Consider the following 19,090-nt stretch of genomic DNA (forward strand, 5'->3'; position numbering starts at 1 on the left):
CGTAATCTGCATTCATCCACTAAAACTTGTTTCTGGAATAATGATCAGAGCTATTTTTTAGATTAGTGTGGCATACCAGGAATGATCGCTTGTTTCAACTGAGCCAGCTCTGGTTCATTTAACGTTTCGGCCTTCAGTAAGGCTTCCGCAGTCTGATCAAGCAATGCCCGATTATTCTGTAATATTATTATCGCCCGTTCAAGCGCCTGATCAACTAGTGTACGTACCGCATTGTCCACTTCCTTGGCCGTTTCTTCGCTATAATCACGATCCTGTGGCATGGGCATGTTTGGTTGCATGAAAGTAGAATGCTCTCGATCATAAGCTACATTCCCTAACGCTTTGCTCATACCATAACGCAACACCATCGCACGTGCAATATTTGTTGCGCGCACCAGATCATCAGAAGCACCTGTCGACACTTCGCCAAATACCACTTGCTCAGCTGCCCGTCCACCTAGCAATACAGCCATTTTATACTCCAGCTCTGTTCGGGTCATCAAAAAACGATCCTCAATCGGCCGCTGAATAGTATAGCCAAGCGCACCTACGCCCCGTGGAATAATGGAAACCTTATGCACTTCGTCAGTTCCGGGCAACGCCAATGCCACCATCGTATGCCCCAATTCATGGAACGCAACAACTCGACGCTCATTCGGATTGAGTAAACGATTCCGTTTTTCAAGGCCGGCAACAATACGTTCTATTGCATTATTGAAATCTTCCATGGTAACGGATTCCGCCTGACGGCGTGTAGCCAGCAACGCAGCTTCGTTGATAAGGTTAGCCAAATCAGCGCCGGTGAAACCAGGTGTCAGAGCAGCAATTTGTTCCGTTTTTACATCCGTATTCAATCTCACTTTTTTTACATGTACTGCCAATATCTGTTCACGACCAATCTTGTCTGGTCTATCTACCAGTATTTGGCGATCGAATCGTCCTGCACGAAGCAAGGCCGGATCAAGAATCTCCGGTCGATTCGTTGCAGCAAGCAGCACAATCCCACTCCTAGGATCAAAACCATCTAGCTCAGCCAATAATTGATTCAAGGTTTGTTCTTTTTCGTCATGCCCACCCAACCCATAGGCACCACGAGCACGTCCCAGTGAATCCAACTCATCGATAAATATAATCGCAGGCGCCAATTTCTGCGCCTGTTCAAAGAGATCGCGCACTCTTGCAGCACCTACCCCAACGAACATCTCAACAAATTCTGATCCCGATATTGAAAAAAAAGGAACGCTCGCCTCCCCAGCGACGGCACGGGCCAATAATGTCTTTCCCGTACCAGGCGGACCAACCAACAAAATACCTTTCGGAGCACGACCACCGAGACGGCCATAATCCACTGGGTTTTTCAAAAAATTGATCACCTCGATTAATTCTTCTTTCGCTTCATCGACGCCGGCAACGTCAACGAATGTAACCTTGGTTTCTTTCTCTACAAATACTTTTGCATTGCTCTTACCAATAGACATTAATCCACTGCCCATACCACCACTCATACGGCGAATGATAAATAACCAAATACCGATAAAAATTGCCATCGGCAAAATCCAGGAAAGTAGATCACGTATCCAGGTACTCTTCACGACACCTGTATAAACAACATGGTGCTTATCAAACTCTTCAGCCAGTTCAGGTTCGACCCGCGTCGTCACAAAATCCTTTAATCCATCCGAACCCATTTCCCTGAGTGTTCCATAAATATGATTTTCAGTAATAGCAATCTCATCAATTTTGCCCTGTTCCAGCAGGACCTGGAACCGGCTATAAGGAATAGGCTCAACCTTAGTGTATTGTATATAAAGATTTTGCAGAAACAACATGCCCAGTACAGCAGCCATGACATACCAGAAATTTATATGTGCTTTATCATCCATACATAACCTCTACGTTTAGATTGACATCCTCCCCCGCTTAAAGACAAGGGATTCCTGCTGCCTCTATCCCAGAATGGGGTAGATGACTTCGGTGAGTTCCTGTTGCTACGACATTACTGCATCATTCACTTGGCAGGCGAGCTGGCTACGCCCAACCGGATGATTTCCAAAAAGAACTATTCGTGTATCCGCAAGAAGCTATCGGGCGGCGCATTATGGCGCCATCTTATTCCTCGGCCTCTTGTGGTGATGCGCCAATTGCCATCATTCGTCAGTACATCGAACAACAAACGCCAGATTGACCGACAATAAGGACGCCTGCGGCATCCGCACTATTCATCTTCCCCCTGAACGGAGTGAATTCCCGCTCAGTCTGTTAAATCAAAATCCTGGTGATCTTTCCCTTGAAAATATACTCGCCCCATGAATAAATGAGCGCTCTATTGTACTCAAGCTGCGATACCTGAGTCGTCACGGCGGGTTCTTGCTGCTAACGGTATTACTTACACCGTTCATGAGGAATAAAGCGTTGAATGACTATATATCCTCCTCATCTGAGTTGTTAACTAGAATAAGATAAGACATTTTTATTGCCGTGTAGGATTTAAAAAGCAGCGAGCTATAGTAACCAGATACAAATTAGAATGACTGGTTATTATATAACATCTCATTACATCTGCTTTTCCAGATACTCAATCGTCAAACCCTTCACACGTGGAATACCAATACTTAAGTGTAGTGGGTAGGTTTCAACCCTTCCCGTACGAATGTATCCTCTGCGTTCATAAAAAGCAATCAGTTCTGGTCGTTGTGATACAACAAACATGATACATCTATTACGACCCAATTTAGTTAATGCATAGTCTTCTGCTTGCTGCAAAACACTTTTACCTATTCCTTTTCCTTGCAGATCTGGATGAACTGAGAATAAGCCGATATATGCTCTGTCTTTTTCTTTTTCGACGCAGATACATGCAATCACACACCTATTCTGCTTGACGACAAATAAGTACGCATCAGGATTATCCATAGCTGTCACTATTTCATCAAGGTGAGTTCTGTTTCCCTGAACAATATGCGTCTCTCTAGTCCAACCCATTTCACCTCGATAGGATAAATTGATTAAATCACATATATCACCCGCTTGATCTGGTCGAGCCATTTCTAATCTAGGCTGTGGGTGATTGATCAAGTTATCATTTATAGTACAAGTTAGAGATTCCACGCTTCACTGATATATATCAAATTCAATTATATTTTTACGCCGACTTCATTGCGACTGGATAGCAATTAGTACAATGAGTACGTTACAGTAGATGCAATACTGGGCTCTTAGTCAGCGCAACCAGTACGATGTAAAGAAAAACAAACTGAGCAGCAATCCATGCTACCACTTTTACCCGCCGCGTTTTACCGAATCTCAGCGCCATCATGCCCAAGCTGATATAGAGCAGCAATCCGATAACCTTAGCCGCTAGCCAAGAATCACTGAGTGGATTCTGCTGAATAGTAATGGCCAGTACAATGGCGCTACTCAGTAAAACCGTATCTACAACATGAGGCAGGATTTTCACCCAGCGCTGCTGTAAGTTGGCAGCACCCCGTATCATCCAGATTCCACGCAGAGAGAATAACAAATAACTCACTATTACGCTGCTGATATGAATCAGCTTTAGTATCGTGTAGCTCATAATCGTTCCCCAAACCATAACCAGCCATGGCTGCCAGCTACTGCACCGGCTATGGTTATCAGAGTCAGACTTAATAGCACCCAGTGCATACGTTGAATCCGGGCAAATGCTTTTTCCGGTGTATCTTGTGTACGCTTTTTAAGTTGACGCCGTAATACTAATGGTTCCAGCACAAACAATATCAAAGTAAAGACTATCCAGACCAATACCATGGCGTGCATCCACCAGTAGTGCCACTCAGTAAAACGATGCCAGGCGTCAAGAATATATACCATGTAAAAACCACTCAGACCCACAAGCAAAGTAGTATAACGAGCTTGTGCTGCAAAACGGTTTTCAACACGTCCGAAAAATTCAGCGCGCTCAGATGGCGACTTCATGCGTGCTACAATCGGCAGTAGAACGGTCGTTACCATCGCAACACCACCAATCCACAATACCACGCCTAGAACATGCAGTACTCTAGCTAAAGCAAATTCATCCATTTCATTTTTTTCGCAATTTGAACGATCCAGCATAACAAATATCGAGCAAATCGATAGGGCCGTTCTCAAAGATCTTCGCCAAACGATTCATTAATGCCGACGCTAATATACTACTCGTCAGTTGACACCCAATCTTTTGCTTCGTCGTAATCACTGAATACCAGCACATCTGCTTCGATAAAAAGATTAGAAACCCAGGCACTCCATGCTTGCCACTGATCATCGGTAACCACCGCTACCCGATTAAATTCACGCCCATGCTCGCGCATAAATTTGATTTCTTCCCATGCGACATCAACCGTGTAATCCAACATATCACGCCAGTCAAACAATACGTTTACTTGACCATCAAAATGAGCCTTATAAAGTACCTGTTCCTCAAACTCCTTATAATCGGCCAATGTAAACTCGCCAATCACAGCAACAATTACCAGATTGTCCATTGTTTGAATAGTAATCATAGGGTCACCTCAGAAAGTAATAAGTGCATCATAGATAATTCAATGTAATGCCGCAAACTCTTTATATGTTTCCTATCATACTTGAAATTATCCGCGCCCCGCTACCGATACAATTCGATGACTCAAATAACCGCTCAAGAACCCACCCAACACAATCAAGCCCATGCCCGACCACGCCAGCAACGGCAATATTTCGTTCCAGATCAACATCCCCAAAAGACTGGCAAATAATACCGTGCTATAGCCCAATGCACCCACGACCAGTATTTTTCCCGTACGATATGCCTGCGTCAATGCAAGCTGCCCCAATGTGGCTGTGGCACCCATTCCCAATAGTAGCAGCATGCTATGTAGTGTAACGGGACTAAATCTAGTCAATAACAACCACGTACCAGTAACAAGAGCACAGATCAAAGTGAAATAAAAAACGATACACCAATTGGATTCACCCAGATTACTCAGCTGTTTGACCTTAATATACGCAATAGCAGCAAAAAAACCAGAAGCCAACCCCACTAATCCCGTAAGCCAATGATCCGCCTGTAAGGTCGGTTGCAGCAATAAGATAACGCCCAGAAACCCTAAAGTTATTGCTGCAATCAGGGACCAATGAAGCTGCTCCTTCAAAATAAGTGTCGAAAACAAAGCAAGAAAAAGTGGCCAGGTATAGTTCAGGGATATCGCGGTAGCCAGCGGCAATTGTGTAATACAATAAAAAAGCAACAGCATCCCGCTGAGACCAGCAAGCCCACGCCAGCAATGCACCTTCCAATGCATAGTTGTCAGAGCAAGATCATAATGACGGATCGCCAGATAAGTTACAAAAACACCCAGTAATGAACGATAAAAAACCAGTTCGATACTGGTAAAATAGCTGGCACCAAGCTTCACGAACACACCCATGCCGGCAAACATAAAACCGGCAACCAGCATCCATAGCGAGCGCATCAGTGAATCACCCTACAATACATGATTTTCCAAAATACAATAACAATGACTAGCTTCACGGCGCCTTCAGAAAGCAGGCGCATGGCTTAGGCACCTATTCTTAAGTGCGTGACGAGGTCGATATCAGGTGCTAGAGAAACTAGAATCCAGTAAATTCTCTGTTTAATCAATATGAGGTCTGATTTCCCGTTGCAAGAATTGATGAAAATCAATCATGCCTGCTTCCAGTGAAGGCTGATAAGGTCCCGCTTCGTTCATATTTTGCTCATACAATGCGCGACGACCGGCGGTAATGAGGCGACAAATTTCATTATCCTCTATTGCTGTTTCCTGATAAGCAGCCTGCTCTGCTTCGACAAACTCCCTTTCAAATAAAGCAATATCTTCCGGATAATAGAATTCAACCACATTCGTGCAACGTTCGACCCCTGTTGGCAATAATGTACTAATGATCAGTGTGTGCGGATACCATTCCAGCATAATATTGGGATAATAAAGCAACCAGATAGCACCATATGGTGGCATTTTACCTGAATTCTGGCGTAAAACCTGCTCTTGCCATTTGGCATACACAGGTGTGCCTGCACGTTGAAGCCGGGCATTATTGACACCCACAGTTTGTACGCTATAGTAATCATTAAATTCCCATTCCAGTGCATCCGTATTCACAAAATTACTCAAACCCGGATGGTAAGAATCAACATGATAATCTTCAAGATATACTTCAATGAAAGTCTTCCAGTTACACGCGTATTCCTCTACCTGTATTCGATCCAACACATGACCGGAAAAATCAAAATCTTTTTGCATACTCAACTTAGCCATATCGTGTGCGACTCGTCGTCGACCTGTAAACAATAAGCCATTCCAATTTTGCAGCGATGTTTTACCCAGATCGGTACAGGGATTTTCTTTAAAGTACGGCGCACCAAGTAATTGACCATTCATTGCATAAGTCCAGCGATGGATTGGACATACTATATTTTTAGCGTTACCTCGACCTTTTAGCAAAACAGATTGACGATGACGACAAATATTGGAAAGTAATTCAATACCACATTCATTACGCACCAGCACCTTAGCCCCACCCATCGATTCTGGTACATAATAATCTCCCACATTGGGCAGCATAACTTCATGACCAATGTAGCCGGGACCTTGGTCAAACAAAAAACGCTTTTCCAATTCAAGAATCTCAGGATTCAAATACCAATCAACAGGTAACTGTGTTGACGTCTCCGTCAATTGTAAAATCTTAGCCATATTAGACATATAAACAACTTATAATCTTCCGAATAGTTAAAAATAAGCCGCAGAAAATACATGAAAAATTAGAAACATAAAACCCATATCCATAAGATGAAAAACGGGAAAACATTACCTTAGCTATAATAGAGTTCTTGTAGTAATAAAGTTATCATGACGCTTCTGCAAGTTATCAGCATAAAATTACTGAATTGTATGAGGATTGTATTAATCAATTAAACAAGAAGAGAGTATCTTAATGAAATTTAGCAAGAAGACAAGAAAAGCCGTTTGGGTATATTTACTATCCTTCACATTTATCATGAGCCTCTCCGCTTGTGACGACAGCAGCAAACCCACCAATAACAGAAAACTGCCAACAGGACCCACGACAGGCATATTGACGGATGCCCTCATTTCCGGCGTTTCCTATACTACATCTTCCGGTAAAGCAGGTATTACAAACGACCAAGGTATTTATGACTATAACCATGGCGATACCGTTGAGTTTAAACTGGGGCATCTGACACTGGCCAATATCCAGGCAACACCTATTGTGACGCCCGTAGCACTCGCTGATGGCAGTGACAATAAACTACAAAACCTGTTAGTTTTGCTGCAATCCCTGGATTCGGATGGTAATCCTGCCAACGGCATTAGTATTTTAGCTGATACCGCAGCAGCAGTCAGTGCCTCAATTAATCTTGACAGCGATCCGGCCACATTTGTGGATTCGACTAAATTACAAACCATTCTTGAAGCCGGTGGCATCAAGAATACCGCCAAAACAGCCGAGGAAGCCAATGCTCACTTTCTGTCTCAAGGCCTCAATCTGCTCAGCACTAATATCTGGGTGCAATATGATGATAAAAATGCAAACGTCATACGAATAGCAACCGATAATAGCGGCGAATATTTGCAAGGAGTCGCCACACCAGATGATTCTTGTGACGAAAATCGGGTATGTGGCGGCAATACAATCATTAAAGCAGGCGTAGAATACGGTGTCGCCAATGTACTAGATTTTGATACCCGAGGATTCAAGATTATCGGCATTCCGACAATTGATACCAATCTTCAGGCCGGGTTATCACACCCCCGCCCAACCTGGCGAATTCATACCGATGGCTTCGAACTGATTACTTCAGATATTGTGACGGTACAAAGAAAGAGAGAACAGAGCAGCCTCTTCGGCGAGCTCTTTCATGTTGCCAGCCCAATAGTACTCAGTTCTGACGATGAGCCCATTCTCACTGATGTCAGTGAAAAACGTTATAACAAAATGGATAATATTTCCTCAGGTATTGTAGGCGCGTGGGTCCTGGATCAGGATTCCATCAAAACGAAAACACTTTTATTTTTCCCGAATAAAAAATTCATGCTAATTGATCCGACAGGAGAAACCCATCAATCGGAACAATCAGAATGTGGTATGCCAGGTGTTGAATTTGCTTCATACGACTATGATACGAGTGCAAAAACATTAACCATAAGCAGTTATTCCTATGATACCAACGGCTGCGCTGGATTTTCAGAAACAAGCGGCGTGCCACTTTCATTTACTATCAATACAGAAGGTAATCTTGCCACACTGAATAAACAGGACAAGGAATTCACACTATACCGGGTCTCCAGATAAATCCAATTTACTTAAAATATAAAAATTGATTATTGTTCCGATTATTAGAAATTCTCTAATTTCTTAATAATTGGGGCAATATCAGCAAAACAAATATCAGTGATATTACAAAATCAAAAGGAGGTGATTTTCGGATAATCCCGCTGCTATGATCTTTATATGCCCGCCACCCGCTTTTCATGTCATATGCCAATCATTCGTGTCGCGCTCAATATTCCCGTAAATACCTTGTTTGACTATGTGGCATCAAATGTCAATATGCAGGATATTGGCCTACGTGTACGCGTACCCTTTGGAAAAAAATCGATGACAGGCGTCATCATGGCAATCGATATGAATTCACATATGGCTGCCGATAAACTTAAAGCGGTTGAATATATTTTTCGAGATATTCCTCCTCTACCGGCAGCATTACTGGATATTTTTCATTTTTGCAGTCGTTATTATCATCATCCATTGGGCAGAATCGTCCTTAATGGATTACCCGGAAGGTTGCGCGACAATAAGCCTATTAAGCCAGCGGTACAGACAACGCATACCTTATTTCGCCTGACGGATATTGGGTACGCGGTAGATATCCATTCCATTCCCACTCGAAACACAGTCGCACGTCGCCTACTCACACAACTTAGAGAATCGGGTACGATCAACAATCAAGACGCAAAACAAATTTCACCACGCACATCAAAACTACTAAAAGAATTTATCATGTGCGGTTGGGTAGAAACCATACCAGCGCCTGCAGAAACTGTACAGCCAACTCCAACGCCAATACCTACAGATGAACAAAATAATGCGATCAATACAATTACAGCAGAAATCAGGGAATTTAATGTCTGGTTATTACAGGGCATAACGGGAAGTGGCAAAACCGAGGTATATCTACGGTTAATTGCACATGTACTATCGCAAGAGAAGCAAACTCTGGTTTTGATTCCCGAGATTAGTTTAACACCACAACTGGAAACTATTTTCCAGGCACGATTTCCCAACACACCATTAGTCAGCTTACATAGCGGACTCAACGATACCCAACGTGCAATCGCCTGGTTGCAAGCACAAAATGGACAGGCCAAAATTATACTCGGAACACGTCTAGCTGTATTCACCCCATTGCCCGATATGGGTTTGATTATTGTCGATGAAGAGCAAGATAATTCGTTTAAACAGCAAGACAGGTTACGCTATTCTGCACGGGATATCGCTATATTTCGTGCCAGGCAAGGAAATATACCGATTATATTGGGTTCTGCCACCCCTTCATTGGAAAGCTACTATAATGCAGCCATCGGCCGTTATCGTAGCCTGCGCCTATCATCACGCGCAGTAAAGAACGCCGCTCTACCGATCGTGCACTGTGTTGATATTCGCACCAACAAAATCAAGGATGGTCTATCTGAGCCAATGATTCTGGCATTGAGAAACACGCTCGCACAGAAACATCAAAGCCTGATCTTTATTAACCGGCGGGGCTATGCCCCTGTCCTGTTTTGTAATTCATGTGCCTGGATAGCAATCTGCCAGCGCTGTACCAGCCGCCTGGTCGTCCATTTAAGCGAAAGAAAATTGTACTGTCATCATTGCGGTTATCAGACCCCCCTTCCACAAGCTTGTCTCCAATGTGGCAATCAGAATATCGTCCCTTTTGGCCATGGAACACAACGGGTGGAAGCAGCACTGACGGCACATTTTCCAGATGCACGGATTCTACGTATTGATCGGGACAGCATCCGTCGTAAAGGTACCTGGCATGCTGCCCTGAAGGCCATCCATGCACAACAAGTAGATATTCTGATAGGGACTCAGCTCCTCGCCAAAGGACATGACTTTCCCAATCTATCACTCGTGGGTATTTTAAATCCAGATAGTGCTCTATACAGCACCGATTTCCGGGCAAGTGAACGTTTATTCGCACAACTCATGCAGGTAGCAGGCCGAGCCGGGCGTGCCGCTGTTCCCGGTAAAGTGCTGATCCAAACCGCATTTCCAAATCACCCGCTCTATCATGCATTACGTCAACATGATTATGATGTACTGGCAAAAATGCTGCTCTCAGAAAGGAAACAGGCAGCACTTCCACCATTTGTTTATCAGGCATTATTACGAGCTGAAGCTCATAACATTCATACGGCGCTGGCATTTCTCACGAGCGCAGCAGGCATGGTAGAAGTATCCCAGAATATCGAGATTTTTGATCCTGTTCCAGCGCCAATGGTACGGTTAAAAGGACTAGAGCATGCTCACTTACTGGTTCAGTCCCCATCACGTAAGAAACTCCAAGCATTTCTTGCCGAATGGTATAGAAAACTCAATAGCATATCCACTCGTTCCGTTCGCTGGGTACTTGATGTAGATCCCTCAGGATTCTAAACGAACGCGTTTAATCTCATTAAATTACCTGCGCTGGAACACTATTAGAGACTTTTGTAAAAGCCCTCGCCATAAGTTTTCAACTATTGGAGTTTTGCAAAGGTCTCGGATTGTATTTTATATTCTGGATAAAACCCTGTCCGCGCGCTTAATGGCAATTGAGTGAATGTGTAATCATACATAAATCATTGAGCGCAATAAAATACCATCTGCTGTTGAAAGACCTATTATCCCAGCTTGCGTAGTTGCTCATTCAATTTCTCCAGTGTCGCCTCAAACCCAGCGAGCCGCTCTTTTTCTTGTGCCACCACTTTTTCTGGTGCACGCTGAATAAAATTTGGATTAGCAAGTTTCGTATTCGCTTTAGTAATTTCCGTTTCAATACGGGCAATTTCTTTTGTTAATCGTTCACGCTCAGCAACTACATCCACTTCAATTTTTAACATTAATCGGTATTCACCCACAATCGCAACCGGCGCATCAGCACTCGGCAGGTCATCTTGCATAATTTCTACATCTGACAACCTCGCCAAAACTAACAAATACGGAGAAAAATCAGCTAGAACCTGCTGATCTCCTGCTGCCAGCAGTGGAACTTTCAATGCTGGAGATAAATTCATTTCACCACGTAACGCACGGCAGGCATCAATAATATTCTTCAAAAGAAGAATATGTCCCACGGCCTTTTCATCCAGTTTTGTCGAATCGAATTTGGGATAGGGTTGACACATAATGCTTGCCCCATTTTTACCAGCAAGCGGTGCTATCTTTTGCCACAGTTCTTCAGTGATAAAAGGAATAATAGGATGGGCAAGTCGAAGCGTCGTTTCTAATACTCGTATCAGAGTACGTCGAGTAGCCCTTTGTATACCCTCATTCGGGCTATTCAGCTGTACTTTGGCAAACTCTACATACCAGTCACAATATTCATCCCACACTAATTCATAAATTTCCCGCGCCGCCAAATCAAAACGAAAGTTACTGAATGCCTGCTCTACCGCCTGTTCTGTCTGCTGCAAGCGACTGATCATCCATCTATCAGCAACAGAAAGCTCTAATGGCAGGGTATCGATTAAACCTACATCTTTTTCTTCACAGTTCATTAATACGTAACGAGTGGCATTCCACAATTTATTACAGAAATTTCGATAGCCTTCACATCGTTGTAGATCAAATTTGATATCACGGCCATGAGAAGCAAGGCTGGCAAATGTAAAGCGTAAGGCGTCGGTACCAAAAGCTGCAATACCCTCAGGGAAATGCTTCTCCGTATTTCTATGAATGGACTCAGCCTGCCGGGGATTCATCAGGCCAGTCGTCCGTTTTGCAATTAAATCAGGCAGTGTGATGCCATCGATCAAATCCAGTGGATCCAGCACATTCCCCTTTGACTTGCTCATCTTCTGGCCTTCTGCATCACGGATTAAGCCCGTAATATAAACTTCTTTAAATGGAATTTTGCCCGTAAAATGCAGCGACATCATTACCATACGTGCTACCCAGAAAAATATAATATCAAAACCTGTAATCAGAACCGATGTGGGCAGGAAAGTTTTAAGCTCAGGCGTTTGCTCCGGCCAGCCTAATGTTGAAAATGGCCAGAGTGCAGAGGAAAACCAGGTGTCCAGCACATCTTCATCTTGCTTAAGATTATCACTACCTGCCAGTTTCCGTGCTTCGTCATAATCATGGGCAACGGTTATATTGCCATCTTCGTCGTACCACGCAGGAATTCGATGGCCCCACCACAATTGTCGAGAAACGCACCAATCCTGAATATTTTCCAGCCATTGATTGTAAACGTGGCGCCAATTGTCTGGCGTAAATTTAATATCGCCATTAGCTACGGCCTCGAGCCCCTGCTTCGCCAGACCCTCCATAGCCACATACCATTGATCAGTCAACATCGGTTCGATGATTGCATTAGTGCGATCACCACGTGGCACCGTCAGTTTATGTGGTTTAGTCTCCGTTAATAGTCCCTGCGCTTCTAAATCGGCCAGAATTCTTTTTCTGGCAACAAACCGATCCAAGCCTTGGTATTCAATGGGTGCAAGATCATTAATTTTCCCATCCAATGTAAAAATATTAAGCGGAACAAGATGATGACGTTGTCCCATCTGATAGTCATTAAAATCATGTGCAGGTGTAATTTTCACACAACCCGTACCAAATGTCGGATCCACATAAGCATCCGCAATAACGGGTATGCTCCGTTCACATAATGGCAGACGAACATGGCGGCCAATCATGTGCTGATAGCGTATATCCTCCGGATGTACTGCGACAGCCATATCTCCCAACATGGTTTCAGGGCGCGTGGTCGCCACAATCAATCCTTCTGTTTTCTCTATATTCACGCCATCCTTCTGTTCAAGCGGATAATGAATATGCCAGAGAAATCCATTTTCTTCTGTTGAGACCACTTCCAAATCAGAGACTGCAGTTTGCAGCACTGGATCCCAATTAACCAGGCGCTTGCCACGATAGATAAGCCCCTCACGATACAACCGCACAAAGACTTCAGTGACTGCACGCGATAATACTGGGTCCATGGTAAAGCGCTCGCGTGACCAATCACAGGAAGTTCCCAGACGTCGCATTTGCCGAGTAATGGTAGATCCGGATTCTTCTTTCCATTGCCACACGCGCTCCAGAAATGCTTCACGTCCTAAATCACGTCGATTAATATCTTGCTGATCTAATTGCCGTTCAACAACAATTTGAGTCGCAATACCCGCGTGATCCGTTCCAGGCTGCCATAATGTAGTATCGCCCAGCATTCGATGATAGCGGATTAACGCATCCATCAGCGTATGCTGAAATGCATGCCCCATATGTAACGTACCCGTCACGTTAGGCGGCGGCAGCATAATACTGTACGCTGCATTCACCTCAGTGGTTTCCGGCTTAAAATAACCGGATGATTCCCAGATTGAATACCAACGATCTTCTATGAGCTTAGGATCAAAACTTTTTGCGAGTTCCATGGAATTAAGGCTTAATTAAATGATACTGATAAGATGATCATTATAACGGATGACGCTCCTATGAATATCGGAATGATTAATCTGATCTGGAAATATGATGATTCTTTTGACCAGTACACGCTCGCCCAGCTAAAAATATACAGACAGAGCATTATCCGGGTTTACGAATTAAGTGTTTATGCAGCGCTCCAACTAATGCACCACGATCGACAACATTCATATCGATATTTGCTTCTTTCAGCGCGGCATCCAGAATAGATCGTAATGGCGGTGAATTCTCAGTTAAATACGGCGCAATTAACGGACGCAGTATTACTTTCTCTGTCAGCAAAGGTATCTTGTCAGATGCTGCTTTTGGTACGCTTCCCCGCGACACATTTGCATGAACCAAATCCGGAATAGATAATGTAGCTTCCTTGGTATTCATGATCGAACGATGCTGTCTTTGATATTTACTCAGCAGTCCGTTCAATTTTGTCAGAATCTTGTCTTCATCGGAATCTTCCACAGTTTTATCATCGTCCATCATGGAAATAAAACTATCCGGAATACAGGTAACATTCGCTTATCTTCCTCTCAAGCTTGTGGTGATGGATTTCATACCCCGCTTTCCGGTAGAAATGGAAACGCTTCCGCGCCGCCATCCTATCATGCTCATCGGTTCCAGCAATCTCGATTAATCGTTGAAATCGATCAAAAGAGGGAGGAAGTTCGTCATGTAAGTTAAGCAGTACATCATTATGCGCCACTTGCTCTATGTTGCAACCAAGTAGGACTGGAGTCACATCAGCCAATTCATCGGTTGTATGGCAATGTGGAATAAAACCAGTTGGGGAGAAAGTCCAGAGTAATCGATTAAGCTGTTCAACAATCTCTGCATCCAGCGTATAAATCATGACCTTAAAACCTTGCTCCAATGCTTTGGTGCAAAGCCGACAAGCAGTATGCAACTTATCGGCCGAACCTGAATAGAAATAGATTTGAGTCATTAATTAATTACAGGCAAAACAGGCGCATCAGAGCAGAGAGAATACAATAAGACGCGACGGCATTGCATGTTCAGGTTCGTTTTTAATCTGATTTCCTGGCTCGCGCGATCAAATACTGTGTGAGTAATGGTACTGGCCGCCCCGTAGATCCTTTTTCTTTACCAGATTTCCAGGCGGTGCCAGCTATATCCAAATGCGCCCAGTGATATTTATCAGTAAAGCGCGACAAAAAACAAGCTGCGGTAATGGTGCCTGCGGTACGGCCACCGATATTAGCAATATCAGCAAAATTACTTCTCAATAAATCCTGATAGTCATCCCATAATGGTAATTGCCAGGCACGATCAGAAGATTGTTCTCCCGCAAGCAATAATTCTTGTGCTAATTTATCGTCGTTACTAAGCAGACCTGTTGTTACATTGCCAAGCGCGACCACACATGCACCGGTTAAGGTCGCAATATCAATCACAACCTGCGGCTTAAAACGTTCTGCATAGGTCAGGGCATCACATAAAATCAAGCGCCCCTCTGCATCCGTATTCAGAATCTCAATAGTCTGACCAGACAAACTGGTCACAACATCACCCGGTTTGGTTGCATTCCCCCCCGGCATATTTTCAGTTGCTGGAATAATACCCACTACATTGATGGGCAGTTTCATTTCAGCTATGGCTGTCAGCGTACCCAGTACACTCGCTGCGCCACACATATCATACTTCATCTCATCCATATCTGCCGCCGGTTTTAACGAAATACCGCCGGTATCAAAAGTCACCCCCTTACCTACCAATACAACCGGCTTTTCCGTTTTTCCCTTTCCTCGGTATTCCAGCACGATCAATTTGGCTGGCTGATGACTACCCTGGGCGACCGCCAATAAAGACCCCATACCCAGCTTCTCCATATCCTTCTCTTCCAATACAGAGATTTTTAGTTTATGTGTTTTAGCCATATCCGCAGCCTGCTTCGCAAGGTACGTTGGCGTGCATATATTCGGCGCAAGATTCCCTAGATCTTTTGCTAAATTCATGCCGTGCGCAATTGCAAGTCCTTGTTGTAGTGCCTCCTTGCCTACGGAAAGATTTTTACGATCGGCTATATTCAATACAACCTTACGCAAGCACCGTTTATTTTCTTTCAGCTTACTTTTCAACCGATCAAACTGATAAATACTTCCCATTGCTGCAATAACTATCTGGGAAATTTTCCATTCGACGGTCCGTTCCTTTACTGGAATCTCCGTCAAGAAAAGTGCTGTATCGGCAATACCCGTTTTATGCAATGCATCAAAAACAGAATGTATGACACTGATATATGCTTTATCGCTGAGCACCGGTTCTTTACCAAGCCCTACTAATAACACCCGTTTACACTGCGCATTAGGTAGGTTATGTAACAACAGAGTTGTGTTTGCTTTCCCATCCATATCACCTGTATGCAATATGTCATTAACATAGCCTCCAGCAATTGTATCCAAGATTTCTGCAGAATCGGTTAGCTTTCTGGATTCAAATATGCCCATTACCATACAATCACCAGATTGTTTCTCAGGGGTTCCCACCTTTATTCCAAAATCCACGTCGTACTCCTCTCTCAAAAAAACTTCGGACCATCTCATATAAATCATATTTCTGCCGATTATCCTCGGACTACTTATCTAAAGTCAAAATAAGCTTTTGTTAACTACGACAGCATTGCACCAGAATTAACAGATCTGTAGACTCAAAGCAGGACGATTAACGATTACATTCCGCCTGTTGATTCGTCTGTTTTATCCATGCAATTAAAGTGAATAAGATCACTAATATAATGAATGTATGAAAATGTATAAGGAGATCATTTTTTATACACTCAAAAAGAGGACAAAATAGTGAATGACATCCTGACAAGGCGATTACGCTTTTGTACAACATTACCTAGCCTACCAACGATTGCGATTAAGATTCTAGAAATAGCCAGTAATCCAGATGCTGATATCACTCAAATCTGTCACTATATTTCCCTTGACCCTGCGCTCGCAACAAAAATACTCAGAGTAGCCAATTCTCCTTTATTTAAGTCGCGACGCGTATCAAATAATATTCGGCAGGCAGTCGGTACGCTTGGCACGCATGCGGTGATTGTCATCGCGCTGTCGTTTTCATTAACAAGCTCATTAATGGCTCACTCAAAAGAAAAAGAAAATATTTACCCTTTTGATAATAATAATTTCTGGCGGCGTTCGATTGTGTCGGCACTCGCCAGCCGCATACTTGGAGAAAAATTTAAGTTAAAAGGATGGGATGATCTGTTTCTTGCCGGGTTATTGCAAGATATTGGTATTCTTGCTCTTAGCGCCCTCATGCCAGAAGAATACAGCCCGGTTTTTTCATCTGCCTGCGACCACGGTACATTGCTAAAATCTGAACGTAAAGCCTTTGGCACAGGACACGACGAAATAGGCTACTTGCTTTTAAAGCAATGGCATATTCCCGATCATATCTCTATCGCATGCTTAGCAAGCCATCACCAACCAGCCCCTGATGCAATGGCGCCAACATCATTTGATTGCATTGCTGCATCAGGCTATATTGCAGACTATTTTCTAGATCCTAAAAAAGCCGGCAATGTAGCGACCGTTACCAATGCTGTGCAACGCTGGCTAGGGATCGATAGTATGGAATTAAAAGAAATTATCGATACTATGGAAACGGAAATTCATTCCGTTGCGGAATTATTTGAAGTCACAATCCATCACCCGACTGAAATTGCCGACATCATAGCTCAAGCAAAAGAATTACTAACAATCCATTCCTTAACGACAGTGCGCGAATTAGAAGATAAAACACAACGTGATGGCTTAACAGGCGCACATAATCGATTATTTTTTGATAACACACTTCAGAAGGAATTTCATCTCTCACAAGAGAATGCATTTCCACTGACGATTGCTATGATTGATATCGATTACTTTAAAAAGGTTAATGACACCCACGGACATGTTGCGGGTGATATCCTCCTCGTTGCAATTGTAAGAAAAATTCTCGGTCAAATTCGCCAAGACGATGTTTTAAGTCGATATGGTGGCGAAGAATTTTCGTTAATTTTACCCGGCACCACACTGGCCATCTCTATGAAACTTCTCACCCGATTAAAAGATAATATTGCGGCAATTTCATATAAACTTGATAATGGCACTTGTATCAACATAACTGTGTCCATTGGTGTTGCAGTCAATATGGATAACGGTATACGTTTCGCCTGTCATGAAGATATGTTAAAAGCAGCAGATCTCGCGCTTTATTCTGCCAAACATGCAGGTAGAAATAGAATTGTAGAATGGAACCCATCACTTAAGAATTGAATAACAAATTAACGAGAATTCTATGAATTTAATTATCCAGGGTCTTGATATCCATAACAATGACCTTAGAAACCTAGCAAAACTCTCCAGCGCCAGTTCTATTGAGCGCATTACAGGCCAGGCTTTCCGATTGGTTGGTGCAAATCAACAACAAGATATTTCGGAATACTGTGCAGATGCCCAGCTTGATTTCGCTTTTATTGCACAAGACATGCCACTGACCTATTTTGGTTTGTTTGCGACTGACATGGATTCAACTCTCCTTGCAATAGAGTCCATTGATGAAATCGCCGATATGTGCAACGTTAAACCTCAAGTATCTGAGATTACACTCAGTACCATGAAAGGTGATATTGGTTTTGCCGAGAGCCTCACGCGTCGTACTCAGTTACTACAAGGTTTACATCAAGACGCACTACAAAGAGTTTACGATGAGCGCCTACAACTCAGTCCTGGTGCAGAGGAAATGCTACAAAAACTGAAAGCAGCCGGGCTCAAAACAATGGTTATTTCAGGGGGATTCACATTTTTCACCGACAGAATCAAAGTGCAGCTGGAACTGGATTATGCCATCGCTAATACACTTGAAATTGAGGATGAAAAACTAACCGGAAAGGTTGCGGGTGAGATTATCGGCGCACAAGGAAAGGCTGAAGCGCTAAAACAAATACGCAATAAACTGGGGCTAAAACGAGAGCAGGTAATCGCGGTTGGAGATGGGGCTAATGATCTGGACATGCTGGCAGAAGCTGGAATCAGCATAGCCTATCATGCTAAACCGATTGTGCAGCAACAAGCCACTTATTCAATCAATCATGTGGGTCTTGATGGGATTATCAACTTGTTCAGGTGATCCCTTATTGAATCGAGCACCGCTATAGCAGAAGCTTACTGGTTAATTGAATATTGATCAATAGAATGTATTGAGAGCAACACACCGTATTTTTCGCCATGATTCAGCAAGTCAATAAACCAGTAAGATCCTATATCAAACCACCCTCAGATATTCTCCATTTCATCCGCACCAGGAGATCTACTTCCAAGAT

General features: G+C 43.4%; 15 protein-coding genes and 1 pseudogene. 5 read left to right on the forward strand and 11 right to left on the reverse strand.

The annotated features are described in order from the left end of the window. Positions 1-62: 62 nt before the first annotated feature. Entirely contained in the window at positions 63-1,883 is a 1,821-nt protein-coding gene (gene ftsH, locus BUQ89_RS10405; RefSeq protein WP_028460965.1) for an ATP-dependent zinc metalloprotease FtsH, read from the reverse strand. Between the two features lie 207 nt (positions 1,884-2,090). On the opposite strand from ftsH, the pseudogene BUQ89_RS14270 reads away from it, so the two are divergent. After that, positions 2,091-2,185 (forward strand): annotated as a pseudogene (locus BUQ89_RS14270) (transposase); the annotation flags it as partial. Positions 2,186-2,553: 368 nt separating this feature from the next. Here BUQ89_RS14270 and BUQ89_RS10415 read toward each other — a convergent pair. From BUQ89_RS10415 to BUQ89_RS10440, 6 genes are all read right to left on the reverse strand, one after another. Continuing rightward, entirely contained in the window at positions 2,554-3,045 is a 492-nt protein-coding gene (locus BUQ89_RS10415) for a GNAT family N-acetyltransferase (RefSeq protein WP_028460966.1), read from the reverse strand. Positions 3,046-3,190: 145 nt separating this feature from the next. Then, on the reverse strand, positions 3,191-3,574 hold the full coding sequence (locus BUQ89_RS10420; RefSeq protein WP_028460967.1) for a SirB2 family protein: 384 nt from the start codon (positions 3,572-3,574) through the stop codon (positions 3,191-3,193). Beyond that, positions 3,571-4,092 carry a hypothetical protein gene (locus tag BUQ89_RS10425; protein WP_245812996.1) on the reverse strand — a complete coding sequence of 174 codons (522 nt, stop codon included), beginning with the start codon at positions 4,090-4,092 and terminating at the stop codon, positions 3,571-3,573. The genes BUQ89_RS10420 and BUQ89_RS10425 overlap by 4 nt, the downstream gene beginning before the upstream one ends. A 77-nt stretch (positions 4,093-4,169) precedes the next feature. Next, complete coding sequence (locus BUQ89_RS10430; protein ID WP_028460969.1) at positions 4,170-4,520, reverse strand: SpoIIAA family protein; 351 nt, start codon at positions 4,518-4,520, stop codon at positions 4,170-4,172. Positions 4,521-4,607: 87 nt separating this feature from the next. Then, positions 4,608-5,468 carry a DMT family transporter gene (locus BUQ89_RS10435; protein ID WP_028460970.1) on the reverse strand — a complete coding sequence of 287 codons (861 nt, stop codon included), beginning with the start codon at positions 5,466-5,468 and terminating at the stop codon, positions 4,608-4,610. Positions 5,469-5,630: 162 nt separating this feature from the next. After that, entirely contained in the window at positions 5,631-6,740 is a 1,110-nt protein-coding gene (locus tag BUQ89_RS10440; protein ID WP_028460971.1) for an aromatic ring-hydroxylating oxygenase subunit alpha, read from the reverse strand. 232 nt (positions 6,741-6,972) lie between these two features. On the opposite strand from BUQ89_RS10440, the gene BUQ89_RS10445 reads away from it, so the two are divergent. Together BUQ89_RS10445 and BUQ89_RS10450 are read left to right on the forward strand one after the other, a co-directional pair. Then, entirely contained in the window at positions 6,973-8,352 is a 1,380-nt protein-coding gene (locus BUQ89_RS10445) for a hypothetical protein (protein WP_028460972.1), read from the forward strand. 159 nt (positions 8,353-8,511) lie between these two features. After that, positions 8,512-10,722 (forward strand): primosomal protein N', encoded by a 2,211-nt coding sequence (locus BUQ89_RS10450; protein WP_245812998.1) that lies wholly within the window; start codon positions 8,512-8,514, stop codon positions 10,720-10,722. A gap of 227 nt (positions 10,723-10,949) precedes the next feature. Here BUQ89_RS10450 and BUQ89_RS10455 read toward each other — a convergent pair whose 3' ends face one another. The 4 genes from BUQ89_RS10455 to BUQ89_RS10470 all read right to left on the reverse strand — a co-directional run bounded on the left by BUQ89_RS10455 (position 10,950) and on the right by BUQ89_RS10470 (position 16,280). Continuing rightward, the gene (locus tag BUQ89_RS10455; protein WP_028460974.1) at positions 10,950-13,712 is read right to left on the reverse strand and encodes a valine--tRNA ligase; all 2,763 of its coding nucleotides are present in this window, start codon (positions 13,710-13,712) and stop codon (positions 10,950-10,952) included. Positions 13,713-13,863: 151 nt separating this feature from the next. After that, complete coding sequence (locus BUQ89_RS10460) at positions 13,864-14,241, reverse strand: hypothetical protein (RefSeq protein ID WP_051537528.1); 378 nt, start codon at positions 14,239-14,241, stop codon at positions 13,864-13,866. Positions 14,242-14,251: 10 nt separating this feature from the next. Then, positions 14,252-14,701, reverse strand: a complete 450-nt coding sequence (locus BUQ89_RS10465; RefSeq protein ID WP_036572700.1) for a DNA polymerase III subunit chi — start codon at positions 14,699-14,701, stop codon at positions 14,252-14,254. Between the two features lie 82 nt (positions 14,702-14,783). Then, entirely contained in the window at positions 14,784-16,280 is a 1,497-nt protein-coding gene (locus BUQ89_RS10470; RefSeq protein ID WP_028460976.1) for a leucyl aminopeptidase, read from the reverse strand. A gap of 291 nt (positions 16,281-16,571) precedes the next feature. Between BUQ89_RS10470 and BUQ89_RS10475 the strand changes: the two genes are divergently transcribed. Both BUQ89_RS10475 and serB read left to right on the forward strand, forming a co-directional pair. Then, a complete protein-coding gene (locus BUQ89_RS10475) occupies positions 16,572-18,044 on the forward strand; it encodes a sensor domain-containing diguanylate cyclase (protein ID WP_245812999.1) in 1,473 nt (490 codons plus the stop codon). Positions 18,045-18,066: 22 nt separating this feature from the next. Continuing rightward, the gene (serB, locus tag BUQ89_RS10480; protein WP_028460978.1) at positions 18,067-18,897 is read left to right on the forward strand and encodes a phosphoserine phosphatase SerB; all 831 of its coding nucleotides are present in this window, start codon (positions 18,067-18,069) and stop codon (positions 18,895-18,897) included. Positions 18,898-19,090: the final 193 nt, after the last annotated feature.

Source organism: Nitrosomonas cryotolerans ATCC 49181, from assembly GCF_900143275.1.
GTDB classification, from domain to species: Bacteria; Pseudomonadota; Gammaproteobacteria; order Burkholderiales; family Nitrosomonadaceae; genus Nitrosomonas; species Nitrosomonas cryotolerans.

Coding starts and splice junctions, on each gene's coding strand:
- BUQ89_RS10420 (WP_028460967.1), bottom strand. CDS start 3,574: ATGAGCTACACGATACTAAAGCTGATTCATATCAGCAGCGTAATAGTG.
- serB (WP_028460978.1), top strand. CDS start 18,067: ATGAATTTAATTATCCAGGGTCTTGATATCCATAACAATGACCTTAGA.
- BUQ89_RS10445 (WP_028460972.1), top strand. CDS start 6,973: ATGAAATTTAGCAAGAAGACAAGAAAAGCCGTTTGGGTATATTTACTA.
- BUQ89_RS10430 (WP_028460969.1), bottom strand. CDS start 4,520: ATGATTACTATTCAAACAATGGACAATCTGGTAATTGTTGCTGTGATT.
- BUQ89_RS10440 (WP_028460971.1), bottom strand. CDS start 6,740: ATGTCTAATATGGCTAAGATTTTACAATTGACGGAGACGTCAACACAG.
- BUQ89_RS10455 (WP_028460974.1), bottom strand. CDS start 13,712: ATGGAACTCGCAAAAAGTTTTGATCCTAAGCTCATAGAAGATCGTTGG.
- BUQ89_RS10435 (WP_028460970.1), bottom strand. CDS start 5,468: ATGCGCTCGCTATGGATGCTGGTTGCCGGTTTTATGTTTGCCGGCATG.
- BUQ89_RS10425 (WP_245812996.1), bottom strand. CDS start 4,092: ATGCTGGATCGTTCAAATTGCGAAAAAAATGAAATGGATGAATTTGCT.
- BUQ89_RS10415 (WP_028460966.1), bottom strand. CDS start 3,045: ATGGCTCGACCAGATCAAGCGGGTGATATATGTGATTTAATCAATTTA.
- BUQ89_RS10450 (WP_245812998.1), top strand. CDS start 8,512: ATGCCCGCCACCCGCTTTTCATGTCATATGCCAATCATTCGTGTCGCG.
- ftsH (WP_028460965.1), bottom strand. CDS start 1,883: ATGGATGATAAAGCACATATAAATTTCTGGTATGTCATGGCTGCTGTA.
- BUQ89_RS10460 (WP_051537528.1), bottom strand. CDS start 14,241: ATGATGGACGATGATAAAACTGTGGAAGATTCCGATGAAGACAAGATT.
- BUQ89_RS10465 (WP_036572700.1), bottom strand. CDS start 14,701: ATGACTCAAATCTATTTCTATTCAGGTTCGGCCGATAAGTTGCATACT.